Origin of the sequence: Cupriavidus sp. L7L, from assembly GCF_004353535.1 — a bacterium.
GTDB classification, from domain to species: domain Bacteria; phylum Pseudomonadota; class Gammaproteobacteria; order Burkholderiales; family Burkholderiaceae; genus Cupriavidus; species Cupriavidus oxalaticus_A.
In genome coordinates, this window is record NZ_SMNY01000027.1 from 1 (window position 1) to 13811 (window position 13811).

General features: G+C 60.6%; 15 protein-coding genes and 1 pseudogene. 7 read left to right on the forward strand and 9 right to left on the reverse strand.

Features of this window, described 5'->3' with window-relative positions; translation table 11 throughout:
- Positions 1-215: pseudogene (locus tag E1J61_RS25425) on the forward strand (IS630 family transposase); the annotation flags it as partial.
- Positions 216-241: 26 nt separating this feature from the next.
- Here E1J61_RS25425 and E1J61_RS25430 read toward each other — a convergent pair.
- The 7 genes from E1J61_RS25430 to E1J61_RS25465 form a co-directional block, all read right to left on the reverse strand.
- Complete coding sequence (locus tag E1J61_RS25430) at positions 242-2173, reverse strand: acyl-CoA synthetase (RefSeq protein WP_133096734.1); 1932 nt, start codon at positions 2171-2173, stop codon at positions 242-244.
- 29 nt (positions 2174-2202) lie between these two features.
- Entirely contained in the window at positions 2203-3243 is a 1041-nt protein-coding gene (locus E1J61_RS25435) for an alcohol dehydrogenase catalytic domain-containing protein (protein WP_133096735.1), read from the reverse strand.
- Positions 3240-4196, reverse strand: coding sequence for a fumarylacetoacetate hydrolase family protein (locus E1J61_RS25440; protein WP_133096736.1), 957 nt, complete (start codon positions 4194-4196; stop codon positions 3240-3242). Before E1J61_RS25440 ends, E1J61_RS25435 begins: the two co-directional genes overlap by 4 nt.
- A gap of 46 nt (positions 4197-4242) precedes the next feature.
- The gene (locus E1J61_RS25445) at positions 4243-5385 is read right to left on the reverse strand and encodes a VOC family protein (protein ID WP_133096737.1); all 1143 of its coding nucleotides are present in this window, start codon (positions 5383-5385) and stop codon (positions 4243-4245) included.
- A gap of 81 nt (positions 5386-5466) precedes the next feature.
- Positions 5467-5736 carry a hypothetical protein gene (locus tag E1J61_RS25450; protein WP_133096738.1) on the reverse strand — a complete coding sequence of 90 codons (270 nt, stop codon included), beginning with the start codon at positions 5734-5736 and terminating at the stop codon, positions 5467-5469.
- A 37-nt stretch (positions 5737-5773) separates the two neighbouring features.
- Positions 5774-6589 (reverse strand): helix-turn-helix domain-containing protein, encoded by an 816-nt coding sequence (locus E1J61_RS25455; protein WP_243736972.1) that lies wholly within the window; start codon positions 6587-6589, stop codon positions 5774-5776.
- Positions 6590-6959: 370 nt separating this feature from the next.
- Entirely contained in the window at positions 6960-7550 is a 591-nt protein-coding gene (locus E1J61_RS25465) for a TetR/AcrR family transcriptional regulator (protein WP_133096740.1), read from the reverse strand.
- A 713-nt stretch (positions 7551-8263) separates the two neighbouring features.
- On the opposite strand from E1J61_RS25465, the gene E1J61_RS25470 reads away from it, so the two are divergent.
- The 5 genes from E1J61_RS25470 (at position 8264) to purF (ending at position 12104) form a co-directional block, all read left to right on the forward strand.
- Positions 8264-8989, forward strand: coding sequence for a cysteine hydrolase (locus E1J61_RS25470; protein ID WP_133096741.1), 726 nt, complete (start codon positions 8264-8266; stop codon positions 8987-8989).
- Between the two features lie 87 nt (positions 8990-9076).
- A complete protein-coding gene (locus tag E1J61_RS25475) occupies positions 9077-9307 on the forward strand; it encodes a DUF2798 domain-containing protein (RefSeq protein ID WP_133096742.1) in 231 nt (76 codons plus the stop codon).
- Positions 9308-9406: 99 nt separating this feature from the next.
- Entirely contained in the window at positions 9407-9877 is a 471-nt protein-coding gene (gene cynS, locus E1J61_RS25480; protein WP_133096743.1) for a cyanase, read from the forward strand.
- A 228-nt stretch (positions 9878-10105) separates the two neighbouring features.
- Positions 10106-10423 (forward strand): hypothetical protein, encoded by a 318-nt coding sequence (locus E1J61_RS25485; RefSeq protein WP_133096744.1) that lies wholly within the window; start codon positions 10106-10108, stop codon positions 10421-10423.
- Between the two features lie 223 nt (positions 10424-10646).
- The gene (gene purF, locus E1J61_RS25490; RefSeq protein ID WP_133096789.1) at positions 10647-12104 is read left to right on the forward strand and encodes an amidophosphoribosyltransferase; all 1458 of its coding nucleotides are present in this window, start codon (positions 10647-10649) and stop codon (positions 12102-12104) included.
- On the opposite strand, the gene E1J61_RS38380 is transcribed toward purF, so the two are convergent.
- Both E1J61_RS38380 and galU read right to left on the reverse strand, forming a co-directional pair.
- A complete protein-coding gene (locus E1J61_RS38380) occupies positions 12081-12428 on the reverse strand; it encodes a hypothetical protein (protein ID WP_205751686.1) in 348 nt (115 codons plus the stop codon). The two genes, purF and E1J61_RS38380, sit on opposite strands and share 24 nt — an antisense overlap.
- 51 nt (positions 12429-12479) lie before the next feature.
- A complete protein-coding gene (gene galU / locus E1J61_RS25500) occupies positions 12480-13421 on the reverse strand; it encodes a UTP--glucose-1-phosphate uridylyltransferase GalU (protein WP_133096745.1) in 942 nt (313 codons plus the stop codon).
- Between the two features lie 215 nt (positions 13422-13636).
- On the opposite strand from galU, the gene E1J61_RS37495 reads away from it, so the two are divergent.
- The gene (locus tag E1J61_RS37495; protein WP_165971538.1) at positions 13637-13774 is read left to right on the forward strand and encodes a hypothetical protein; all 138 of its coding nucleotides are present in this window, start codon (positions 13637-13639) and stop codon (positions 13772-13774) included.
- The last annotated feature ends 37 nt before the right edge of the window (positions 13775-13811 follow it).

The following is a 13811-nucleotide window of genomic DNA, read 5'->3' on the forward strand; positions in this document are numbered from 1 at the left end:
ACCACACGCCGACCTACACGTCCTGGCTCAATCAGGTCGAGAACTGGTTTGCGCGCATTCAGCGCGATGTGATCGCACGAGGCGTCTTCACTTCGGTGAAGGACCTGGATCGCAAGCTGATGCGCTATATCCGTCAACACAACAAGAATCCCAAGCCAATCAAGTGGAAGTACGACGATCCATCGCGGCGAATTCGCCCGGTGCCAATTCACTGACGCGATGGACTAGATCGAGCCTCGGGTCACGCCGGATGAGTGAAGTCGAGCGGGTACGGAAACCGACCTGCCAGGAGATCCCGCACCCGTGCTGCGTCGGCAGCGGCGCATTGAACGAATGCGACGGTACCCCGCCTGATATCCGGCCCGACACGTACGCTGGCGGGTACACCGGCCTGCTCCAGTTGTTCGCGGAAGACTTCCTCGACGGCGCGCATGCGCAACTCCGCGCGTGCCACTTTGCCAATGGGAGTCAGCGGCAGCGTTTGCAGAACTTCGATGCGTGCAGGTACAGCGGCGCGCTCCGGTACTAGCGTGCGTGCCGCGGCCAGCAATTCGTCGGCCGTGAGAAGGTGCCCCGGCTTGAGCGTGACATAGGCAACAGGCAATTCACCGGCGTGCACATCCGGCTGGCTGACGGCTGCAACCATCGCCACGGCCGGATGCTGAAGGAGCGCTTCTTCGATCATTGCCGGATCGATATTGTGGCCGCCTCGAATGATCAGTTCCTTGGCACGGCCCGTCAGGTGCAGGTAGCCATCCTTGTCCAGATAACCGAGGTCGCCAGTGTTGAGCCAGCCAGGCTTTAGCCAGATGTCGCGGTTATCGTGCTCCCGCAAATAGCCGGGGAACACATTGGGGCCATGAATACCGATAACACCCGTTTCGCCCGGAGCGGCCGGCTCAGTGGCAAGGCCCGCGCGACCAGTCTTCCAGACTCCGATGGCCTGGTGAGGCAGGCGCAACCCAACGCTGCCAAGGCGGCGCTCGCCCAGAGGCGGATTCAGGGCCGAAACGCAGGCGCCTTCAGTCATCCCGTAACCCTCGTACAACGGGATGCCGGCGGCCGCTTCAAATCGCCTTGCCACTTCGGCCAGCAGCGGCGCCGCACCGCAGAATGCGAAACGAAGCGAGGAAATATCGGCACCATCGCGAGGCAGGTCGGCGAGCGCGCTATAGATTGTTGGCACACCACTGAAGCTGTTCGCCTTGAATCGTTCGACCAGCTTCCAGAAATTCGGCATCACGCCGTGACCGCGATAGCCGGCCGCGGTCAGCATGACGACCTCCCAGCCACTATGGAAGGCGGCCAGGCCGGTGACCATCGCGCCGTTCACATGGAACAGCGGGAGACCGCACAGGATTGTGTTGGGAGACGGGCTGAGAACGCCCAGCATGACGGCGACGAACGCCTCATTGAGATGCGCGTGCGTGGCGACCTTCGGCAGGCCGGTGGTGCCACCGGTGTGGAAGTACGAACAGATGTCGCCCGGCAAAATGCGTCGCTTGGATACCAGCATGTCTGAAGGCTCCGCAGCCAACGCGTCTTCGAAGCTGACCACCTTCACTTCCACGCGAGCCGGCCGCGACGCAAACTGGAAGGCCGCTTCCAGGCGTTTGCGCTCCTCGTCGCCAACGTAAGGCCTGGCGCTGACGACAAATAGGGTCTGCACCGCAAGGCAGCGGTCAACCACCGCGACCGCCTTATCCCATAGCGTGCTGTCTTCCATCGGTGCGCAGGCGACCAGCGCCCGGGTCCCGGTTTCCTCGACGATGGCTACAATATGATCCACCTCGAGCATGGGGTTGATGGGGCTGGCAATACCCGCGGCCTGCGCGCCAAGCAAGGCGAAATGCGTCTGCGGCAGGTTCGGAAGCAGCAGGCTCACGGCAGTGCCCGGGGCAATGCCACTACGGTGGAAGGCATTGGCCGCCTGCGTCACGCGCGCCTTGAGTGTGGCGTAGTCGACAGCAAACTCTTGCGCATCCGGCTCGCCGTTCATCACGAAACGAAGCGCTGTCCGTTCTGCATAGCGATCGCAGGCCCGGCACAGGAGTTCGTATGTGTTTTGCGCGGGAACCTTGTCTTCCCACGGTGTGCGCTCAAAGGCGTCGATATCGGCCTGGGTCCGGATTTCGCCGGACAAGGTCCCGCCGCCCACTGTCGTATCGGGCATGCTTGTCTCCTTGATTGATGGCTGTTTTGTCAGGATTGCTGTGGCAGCAGGATGGCGCGCCCGGGCTCGCGCCGGGTGACGTGCTGGTATGCCTGCTCAACGTGCGAAAGCGGGAAGGTCTTTACGCAAATCGGGCGAAGGGACGTTGCGCATGTGGCAAGCGATTTCAATACAGCCTTGTTCGAGCGGAAGGTCGTCCACCCATACCGTGCGCCATGCGGAACCAGGGCGCGTTTGGCCCGTTTGCCAGCCAGCGAAGCAACGCCGCCCGCGACGAGGCCCAGCCTGTCGAAGTTGCCAAGCAACGGATGGACCGTTGTTGCATGGCCCACCGCGTCAGACGAGAGCAGGTGCAGCAGCTCTGCTTCGTCGTCCCAGTTGGCGAAGTTCAGCGTGGCGGCAAAGTGCCGCGGCAAACTGGCGAGCGATTGCGCATGGCGGTCAACCACTTCGGTGGCACCAGCATCCAAACAGGCCTGGAGCCCGTTCTTTGAGCCGACCGCAGTGACATTGGCTCCCAGCAGGCGGAGCAACCTGACAGCAATTTGTCCGAGGCCGCCAGTCGCCCCATACACAAGTACGGCCCGTCCGTTCACGGTATCACGCGAAATGCCAGCATCCGCGAATGCTCTGGCCACGGTTTGGAAGTTGTAGGGCAACGTGGCAAGGGCGTCAGCGGGAATCGACGAAGGGCTGTGCGCAACGTGGTCAGGCCGGACGATTACGTGCGTGGCATGCGTCCCTTCGCTTGACGGCGGCTTGGCCCCGAACACAGCGTCGCCTTCACGCAGGCCTGTCACGCCAGCCCCCACGGCACAAACAGTCCCGGCGAAATCATTGCCGAGAACGAGGGGCAGGCGCGTTGCTCCCAATAACGAGAAGATTCTCCTGCCATAGCCGCTGCGTCGGCGCACATCGATAGGATTCACCGCCGCTGCCTCGACCTTCACCACGATCTCGCCTTTGCGCGGTTTCCGGTAAGGCATTGGACGAACCTCGAGCGCGAAGTCCTCGCCAAATCCGTCGATCGCGGCCACCGCGGCAGTTGGTTCGCCGTATGGGATGTTCATGCCGACACCACGCGATTGCGCTGCTCACCCAGCTCGATTGCCCCATCGTCAGTGCGTATCGAAGCGGTCATGATGTCGCCCGGCTGCAGATAGGCGGGGTTCGAGCGGCCCTTCTTGATGAAAAGTTGCCACTTCGTACGCTCGGACAGTACGTGGCGGAACATCCACATCGCGAGCTTTCCCGGCGCTCGGGCTGCGCAGCCTGCTGGCGTGCCGGTAGCGATGAGGTCGCCTGGCTGCAGATCATGCAGGGCGGACAACTCGGTCAGCGTCTGGTGCGGTTTGAAGATCATGTCGCCGCAGTACGTGTCCTGTCGTGGCTGCCCGTTCACATGGAGCCGCATGCGCAGCTCAGGCCAGCGTGCCCACTCTTCTGCGTTCAGCAGTACCAGGAAGGGACCCACGGGGCCAAAGCTGCGATAGCTTTTTCCTTTGTAGAACTGAGCCTGTGGCAACTGGACGTCACGTGCGGAAACGTCATTGACAATCGTGACACCTGCCAGAAACTCGTGAAGCTGGTCCGGCCCGACACGCAGTGCGTCCGTCAGGGGTTTGCGGACAACCAGACCAAGTTCGATCTCGTAGTCGAGCAGGTGCACATGCCCCGGCCGCACCACGTCGGCATCAGCCGCGGCAAGACAGGATGGAGCCTTGGTGAACAGCGTGTTGAAGCCAATCTTGTCGGGGTCCATGCCAGATTCGCGTACATGACTGGCGTAGTTAATGCCCTGGCACAGGAACTGGCGGTCTGGCGTGACTGGCGGCAGCAGCGTGACGCCATCAAGCGCAAGTGTTGCCTCGCCCGCGGTGCTGCGCCAGGCGGCTTCCAGGCCATTGGTAACGAAGTCCGCAGTACTGGCGCCATCGCAGCGCAATGGGGCGATAAGGCGGTCGTGGACCACACCCCAGTGTGACTCGCCGGCGTGGATATATCGGACGACCTTGACAGCCATTTGTTCTCCTTGATGTGTTGGTTCTGCAGCGCCTGCAATAGAGCATTCACAGCCAGGGTCTGGCAGGGCTCATGGCGCGGCCAAGCAACTTCAGGCGCTCCAGGGACAGCCGACCGGTCCGTAGCAATCCAGCCACACGGAGCACCGTGTCGAAATTGCGCTTGACGCCCATGCTTGCCGGCACGTCATCGCCCCAGGCCCAGATGCCGGCCATGTCGAGGGGGACGTAATGCGTTTCATGGTCCGCGGTGAAAACATCGCCGTCGGTGTAGTGCTCGAACTCCATGCCGTCCGGATCGAACCAGTAATCGAAGAGTTGGCTTCCGAGGACGTGCCGTCCGATGCCCCACATATGCCGGTGGCCGTTCGCACGCAGCACGTTGTGGCCCTGTCCGAGCGCATCAAGGTCGAGCACCTCGTACGCACTGTGCTCATACTTTTCCTCAATGCCTCCCGCGAGCACGAAGGAGTGATGGTCCGCGGGCGTGCTTCCCAGATCCAGGCGGAAGAAGCAGAGGTTCGGAGACCCGTCCTCGAGATACTGAACATCGGTCGGGATCAGGCCGAGATGCCGCATGTACCAGCGGGCCATGCCAGCAAAGTCAACGGTCTGCAGAACGACGTGGCCGAGCTTCACCACGGCCGCAGGCTCCAGCGGCGGCCGCACCATAGCGTTCACCCTGCGGAGCTGGCCTGGATCATTGGTGAGAACGTGTGTCGGCGTGCGCAATGGGAGCCGATCGAGCGGCGCCTGCCCAGTGACAAGCCACAGCAGGTTGCCGGCCGGGTCGGTCAGTTCGACGCCGGTTCCGCCTCCGGGAACGGCGTCCGGCGGCAGTCGGCGGGCATTCGCCTCGGCTTCGAGGCGAACCAGGTCCGCCTCGCTGCGAACGGCAAACGCGGCGCCGACATAACGTGAGCGCTGACCCTTCCGTATCGACAGCAGGCATGGTTGCGGCCCCGCGCCGCGCATCAGCAACTGCTTGTCCGTGCGCGACACGCTACACATGCCGAAATCCGTCAGGAAGGTCTCTGCAGCACGCAAGTCATGTTTTTCAAAGATGAGAAAAGCAAGCGCCTGGGCTTTCACCAGGGCTTCTGGCCGCTGGAGTTTCTGGACCGAGGAAGGCAGTGCACTTTCTGGAAATGCTGGCGGCGTGCGCAGCACGCTGCGAGGCTGGCGGGTCATGTCGTCTCCTTGAAGTGGCCGGGCACGCTCTGCAGCGACGCCCGATCTTTTGATGACATTATGGTCATCCTGACCGATAAGTCAATGTGAAAATACAGATCCAGATGTCGCAGCCGGTACCGTTTCACCGGTTGCGCGGGAGCCGGCGCCGAAAATCAGAGAATCCAGCACCTGGGGCGTCACGGGCACCCGGTCGCTACGGTCAATGCGCTCGGCGGTGTCCCGTTCTGAATTCACGCTGATCAGTACGATCTTGTGTACTGAGCCAGCCGGAAGATTTCCGAAACTCGCGTCGAGCGAGCCGCGCGCAGCAGTACGGTCCAGCAGGCCACGCACGCCGAGGTTGTCCACCAAGCCTCCGTCCACAAGATGCAGGTATGGCCTGTTCTCAGCATCGAGACAGCTTTGGGCATTGGCATGCAGCAATCCTTGCCTGCAGATTGCGGTCGCTGCGTACCGTATCCGCGAGTTGGGCCGCCTGGGGACAGGCACCGGCATAGTTGCGCAGCGTTACCGGACTGAGCGGAATCGGAACCGATGACGACGCGGCGACCGCGAATGACAGGGGCACGCTGCTCAGGTCTGAGCAGATCAGGGCAAACTGCTCGGGGGTGAACTCGAACGCCGCTCCGGTGGTAAGGTCGGTCGCGGTTACCAGCAGATGCAGCCCGCGGCTTCGGCCGCGCAGGTCGCCGAAGGTCTTGCCCCGGCAAAGCGCGTCAAGCTTTTCCTGCAGGACATTGGTGCGGCCGAACCATGGCGAGGTCATCCTGTACAGCGTGCCGGGCGAATATCCGACAAAGGTTCTCGTCAGGTGGGCCGCATCAGCGAATCCGGTATCGCTTGCAAGGTGGGTCAGCGTGGTCCGGTCTGAAAGCCGTGAAAATGCGAACCGGTAGCGCTGCCATAGCTGATATGTCCGCAGCGGAATGCCAATTTCATCGGCGAACAAATGCGAGAGCCGGCTTTCCGACAAGCAAAGTCTGTCCGCCACTTGTGGCAATGGCACGCGATTCGGAAAATCAGCGTCAATGGCGGCCAATAGTTCGTTGCTACGGTTACGCAGTCCACGGGACAGTTCGACGGCAAGACCTGCGCTCTGGCAGAGAGCCACGAGCGCCTCAACTTCGGGCTCGTCCGGCACTTCTGCGTCGAAGCAGTGCCGCAGGGAATCCAGCACCTCATGCAAAGCAATCGTTCGCAACTCCCGTAGCCCGTTTGCCTGTCGCCGACGTTTTCCGACTCCGCATTCATTTTGCGAGACTTTCTTGACGGCAATCGCTCACATCGACAGGCGCGGGCATGCGAGGCGCAGGCATGCCGAGCGTGTCCTTCTTGTCCTGACAGGATCCTGCCAGCAACTCTAGCCGAGCTGCGCAATTGATCGGTGACGCTGCTGCTCGGCGGCGCGGCCGCAGCCAGCACGCTGGTGGCTTCCGGCGTGCCCGGACCTGCTGCGGCAGCAGCGTCGGCAGAAAGGGCGAATACCGCAAAGGCCAGCGGCAAGGCCTCGGGCAGCTACAGACATGGTGAGAATTATATGTGACCAGTCGGCTATTTAAATATGAAAAAAATCAGTACAGCAATCGCTTTAACGTGACTTGCTGGAACCGGCGGCAGGCGTCGCCATTGCACTCAACCTTGCTGCGCAGGACCGCCCCTTCCCAGGCCTCGATGATGACGGACGCGAGCTGCGCGGAATCACTGTCCGCCGGCAGTTCCTGGCGCGTCCTGGCCTCGTCAAGACAAGGCGTGATCATGCCCTCCCAGCGCGCCAGAATGCGCTCCAGGGCCTTTCGGACTCCATCGCTGGTATTAGACAATTCGAGGGAAAGGTTGCCTACAAGGCATCCGATCCTAAAATTTTGTGCTGCGTGGTCGGCCACCAGCAATTCGAATAATTTTTCGATCCTAGCCAACGGCGGGATGCGCGCGTCATACATCACTTTGCCGTGGCGTTGTTCAATGGACTCCCAATAGGCTTCGAGCACTTCAGCGGCAAAGGCTTCCTTGCTGTCGAAATAGCTGTAGAAGGAGCCCTTGGGGACATCGGCGGCAGCGACGATGTCCTGCACGCCGGACCCGTTGAAACCGGCGCTGTGAATCACACGACCACCGTCGATAAGCAGCCGGCTACGGATCTCGGGGTTAGCGGGTCTTGGCATGTTCGCGATGGTTGGTGAGCAGTGGGGAGAACAATAGACGACTGGTTGGCTATTTGTCAAGCATACGATGACGATCGTCTATGCTTGTCCATCTGCGAAGCACACGGCGGTCGACTGTGGGCGAGCGCGAACGTGCCCGGCACGATCTATCAATTCACGGTGCCTGCCCATCCATACGCTTCATCGTGATTGCACAGCGCGACGACATCAGTTGTCCCCGACTTGCGCGTGCCAGTTCAGTGAGACCGCGCGATGAAGATTTGACAATAGCCAACCAGTCGTCTATTATTTATTCACTGCTCACGATTCACCGAGGCGTGCCAAGACCCGCCAACTCAAGCCGTTGGCCAGAATTGAAAAGTTGTTCGAGTTGCTGCTGGCGGACCGCAGGGCAAGAGTTCGGGTGCCTCGCGGTGGCGACTTTTCGCTCGAATTGTCCAATGTCAGCGGCGAAGCGTTGCGCTCGATCTTGCTGCGCAGGACCGCCCCAGATTCCCGGCGCGCCAGAGTGCGCTCCAGAGCCGTTCGGATGGCGAGGTTTGCCGACGATTTTGCAAAGTGACGCTCAAGCGGTTGTTGTACTGAAATTTTTTTATGGTTTTAAATAGACGACTGGTCGCGTATAAAATAACGACAGGCTCAACGCGGATCTGTTGACATTCATCCTTAGTTGAAACGACGCCCACGGGGCTCACCATTAAGAGGTACTTTGCATGTCCAATTTCCCCACCCAGTATGCAGATCCCGTTGATCCGGCTCTGCCGAAGTCCACCATTACGCTGGACCTGCCACGCACCGCGCTCGTCGTGATTGACCCGCAGATCGACTTCATGAGCCCCGCAGGCCGCAGCTGGGGCGTGGTCGGAGAAAGCGTGACGGAGCAGAACCTCGTGCCCAACCTGGTCCGTCTGTTCGAGGCCGCAAAACAGGCCGGTATCACGGTCGCCATCTCTCCCCACTATTACTTTCCCCATGATCACACATGGAAAGTGCAGGGCCCCGCCGAAATGTTCCAGCATGCCATCGGCATGTTCGATCGTCCGGGCGCGCTGAATCTGGACGGATTCCGTGAGTCGGGCGCGGACTTCATGCCGGAGCTCAAGCCGTATATTGAGGATGGCAAGACCATCATCTGCTCCACGCACAAGCTGTACGGCCCGCAGGCCAACGACCTTGTCCTGCAGTTGCGCAAGCAGCGCGTCGATCAGGTGATCCTTGCGGGCATGGCCGCCAATCTGTGCGTCGAATCCCATCTGCGCGATCTGCTGGAGCAAGGTTTCGAAGTTGCTGTCGTGCGCGACGCTGTAGCAGGGCCGAAGCTACCCGAAGGGGACGGGTATCACGCGGCACTGGTCAACTTCCGCTTTATCGCAAACGCGCTGTGGGATACCAACGAAACCGTGCAGCGGTTGGCAGGAAAGGCTGGAGCCGCCGCGTAGCGCCTGTCATGCGCCAGGGGCGACAGCCCCTGGCGCGGCAATGGCAGGGTGCATGAACGGTTCAAAGAATGCATAGGGGCGACTCACATGCCTAAGATTCCTTCGCGCTACAGCTATTTCGCATATGGCGTTATCCAAGCCGGACTGACCTGCTCCATCGCTGCTGCCATCGCAAGCATTCCATTTGCAGACGAAGGCCAGTTCTTTCAGCACTGGCTAAGGTCCTGGAGCGTTTCCTGGCTGACCATGCTGCCCGTTGTCGTGTCGGCCACGCCCATCATTCGCCGCCTGGTCGATCGCATGACAAACCACCCTTAGGTCATAGCAAATTCAAAGCACCCGCAAACCCACGCAGGCGGGAGTCGATCGGCGCGCCTGAATGCCTCACCCCACGTTCCATCCTCTCAAGGAGTCAGCATGACCCAATCCCAATTCAGCCAATCCTCCCGTCAAGCCCTGAGCGATGACATCATCGACGCCAAGATCCGCAAGGGGCTCACATTCGAGCAGATCAACGAAGGCACCGGACTGAGCCTGGCATTTGTCACGGCCGCCCTGCTCGGCCAGCATCCGCTACCCTCCCCCGCGGCAAAGATCGTCGCCGACAAGCTGGACCTGGGCGAAGATGCCGTGCGCCAGTTGCAGACCATTCCTGTGCGCGGCAGCATTCCTGGCGGCGTGCCGACTGACCCGACCATCTACCGCTTCTACGAGATCGTGCAGATCTACGGCTCGACGCTCAAGGCCCTGGTTCACGAGCAGTTCGGCGACGGCATCATCAGCGCCATCAACTTCAAGCTCGACATCAAGAAGGTGGACGACCCCGAGGGCGGCCACCGCGCGGTGATCACCCTCGATGGCAAGTACCTGCCGACCAAGCCGTTCTAATGTCTTAATGTGACGCGACCCCTTGTCGGATGACGCGCGCAGCCTGGCGGCGGCAGCCGCAGACGAAACCACCGGACAGCGAGTGACCAGTGCTTCCAGCTGTTGATTTGCAGCGAATCTGGACCCAGGATTTGCATCGAAAACTGACCGTAAACCGTCATTGCGCGTGCACTTCGGCATCTATGGCAATGCAGCCAGCGCTACTCGAGGCATGCGCTCAAGACGCCTATGGATCAAGCCGTCCAGTTGCCTCGGATTTCTTACTATCACGAGTTTCCCGACATGGCTATCAAGCTGCTGCATCCCCTGGCCGGCCCACGCCACGGCAACAAGGTGGTACAGCGACTGACTTGCACTGGCGACGACGACCGATGCGTTTTTGTGCTTGAGTGTCGCTACTTCACGTCAGTGATGACACCTAGAGGCCTGCGCGTCTATCCAGGCGCAAAAAATTGGCGCCTGTCCAGCGGAGAACTTGTCGAGTTGATCGACAGAGATCTGTTTCTCGTCCCTCACACCGGGGAAATGCTCACGAAAGTTGGATGATTCGAAAACGGTCGGATGACTCGCCAGGCCGCGGTCAAGCACAACATGTAAGCTCGCTTGACGTCTTCTTCATAGGCTCCATTCTCACTGAAGAGTGGGAGCCCCCGGAAAAACCGGCACGGTTCACATTGAGCAGTGTGCGGTGGAATCACAGCGCCGCTAGCGTTCGGGGCGGGTGCTAGGAATAGTTTGTTCGACCAAGCCGCAAGAGCGCGGAGGCATGATGTGCGGAATTGTAGGAATCGTCGGGGCAGGACCAGTCAATCAGTTGTTGTATGACACACTCCTGTTACTACAACATCGTGGGCAAGATGCCGCTGGCATTGCGACTTCGCGGGGAAGTCAGTTTTATTTGCACAAAGCGAAGGGTCTTGTACGCGATGTGTTTCGTACCCGCGACATGCGCTCACTCTACGGGCACAGCGGAATAGGCCATACACGATATCCAACGGCAGGTTCAGCTGCGAGCGGCGAAGAGTCCCAGCCGTTTTATGTAAACGCCCCTTTCGGCATTACGCTATCGCACAACGGCAACCTAACCAATACGACGCAGTTGCGCGCCGAACTTCAGTCGCTCAATCACCGACACGTCAATACCCGGTCTGACTCAGAGGTCCTGTTGAACGTCCTCGCGAGCGAGTTACAGGATGTGACCTGTGGCACAGGTATTGATAGCGACGCCGTATTCCGCGCAGTCTCCGGCGTCCATCGTCGCGTGCGTGGAGCGTACGCCGTAGTTGCGAGTATCGCCGATCAGGGGTTGCTCGCATTTCGCGACCCTAACGGTATCCGTCCCCTGTGCATTGGTTACCGTGAATTCGGGCCGACGAGGGAATGGATGGTCGCTTCAGAATCCGCAGCCCTGGAAGCGAGCGGGTTCACCTTGATGCGCGACGTAGCGCCTGGCGAAGGTATATTCATTGACCACGCAGGGAAATTGTCTTACAAGCAATGTGCATCAAGTGCGCGCAACCTTCCATGTGTATTCGAATATGTCTATTTCGCTCGGCCGGACTCGGTGATTGAGGGAGTGTCAGTGTATGCCGCACGGATGCGGATGGGCGAATACCTTGCCAGATCGGTCGCGTCGAATTTCCGCTCGGCCGACATTGATGTGGTAATGCCAGTCCCCGATTCGTCCCGTCCCGCAGCCATGCAGCTTGCAGCCAGCCTAAACCTTCCTTATCGCGAGGGGCTGGTAAAGAGCAGTTACATAGGTCGCACTTTTATCATGCCTGGCCAACAAATGCGCCAAAAATCCGTACGCCAAAAGCTTAACGCCATGGGCGTAGAGTTCAAGGGGAAGAACGTTCTCATCGTTGATGATTCAATCGTTCGTGGGACTACCAGCCGTGAAATCGTCAACATGGCACGCGCTGCGGGCGCCAATCGAGTCTACCTTGCCTCTGCGGCAGCCCCAATCCGTCACCCAAACGTTTACGGAATCGATATGCCCTTGCGAAAGGAACTGATTGCAAGCGGCCGCGATATCGACCAGGTTAGCACCATCCTCGGCGTGGATGGTTTGGTGTATCAGGACATCATGGACATGCAAAGGTCGGTAACCGATCTTAATCCGGCCCTCAAAGGGCTCGAGACGTCATGTTTTGATGGCCGATACGTAACGGGCGACGTTACGCCCCAATACCTGGAGAAGCTAGGTGAGCTGCGGCGATGCTAGCTCTCTCTCCAGCGCCGGATGCTGGTCCAGCGCCACCATCGCAGTCATCAGCTTTGTCAGCGAGGCAACTGGCGCGAGGGGCTTGTCCTGTAGTTCCCCAAGCAGTGCTTCAAACTCTGCAAGTCGGGTTTCCGCCGGGCGCGTATTGTCACGAACGAGCGCTTTGATCGCAACCAGTTGTTGTCGGTATTCAACTGCAGAGCGACCCTGTTTCGTTGTGGTCTTGTTGTAAGCGTGCCGAACCAGATCGGAAACGCGACGTCCTATTTGATAGAGCAGCGAATCGGTCAACTCGAGCAGCGTCACGCGTAGGAAAAACACCATGCCGCTTGACGTGCGGCGGACCGCGACACGTGTCGCACTTGAACACCATCCCTAAGCAACCATGGGGAGGCGCTCGCTGTCCTCCGGCGCCGCGCTTTCCGCGCGCGACGGCATGCCACCAAACGCCGCGTACTCGGCGCGCAGGTATTGCTCGAACGGCGCGCCGACCTCGGCGTGGCGCAGCGCTAACTCGACCGTGGCCATCAGGTAGCCGAGCTTGCTGCCGCAGTCGAAGCGGCGCCCATGGTAGCGATAGGCGAGCGCCTGCTCGTCGGTCAGCAGCGCCTGGATCGCGTCGGTGAGCTGCAGCTCGCCGCCAACGCCCGGCTTGAGCGCATGCAGGTAGTCGAAGATGCGCGGCATCAGCACATAGCGCCCCACCACGCCGAGGTTGGACGGCGCCGCTTCCGGCGCCGGCTTCTCGACGATACCGGACATCTTGAAAACCCTGCTGTCCCAGGGCTTGCCGTCGACCACGCCATAAGAGCGCGAGTTCTCCGGCGCGATCTCCTCCACACCGATCACCGAGCTGTGGTAGTGGTCGAACACCTGGATCATCTGCTTGAGCACCGGCGTGGGCGCGTCAAGCAGGTCGTCGGCCAGGATCACGGCGAATGGTTCGTCGCCCACCAGCTTGCTCGCGCAGCGCACCGCATGGCCGAGCCCGAGGGGCTCGGACTGCCGCACGTAGAAGCAGTCGACATGGCTGGGCTTGATGCTGCGGACCAGATCGAGCAGTTGCTGCTTGCCGCGCGCCGCCAGTTCGGCCTCGACCTCGTAGGACTTGTCGAAGTGATCCTCGATCGCGCGCTTGCTGCGGCCGGTCACGAAGATCAGTTCGGTGATGCCGGCGGCAACCGCCTCCTCCACCGCATACTGGATCAAAGGCTTGTCCACCACCGGCAGCATTTCCTTCGGGCTGGCCTTGGTGGCCGGCAGGAAACGCGTGCCGAGACCCGCTACCGGAAATACTGCTTTCTTGACCTTGAGCATGGCCTACCCCGACGTATGTTGGTTATTGGTGAATGCAGCGTATTCCCTGGGCCGGTTTCCGGCCTGCCAACAGTTCGCCATATTCCGACATGGCTGTGCATTGCCGTGCGCGGCCACGGTGAAGCCCACCGTCGGCATGGCGCTGGTTTTTGGCGGATTGTGCCGGCATCGGGCGGTTAAGCTTGCGGTACCGGCACCGGGCGGCTCCGGTGCAAATGACGGTCGCGAGCGAAAAACGGCTTCCCACGCGCTACGACCGCGGTGCGTTCTGCCAGGTCCTGGCCACCGGCATCGACGACACGGGCGTGGTGCTGTTCAGGGCGATGCCGCGGCACACCCTGTCGGACCCATGAACCGTGAATCGCCGCAGCGGCGAAGCGCAGGGGCGAG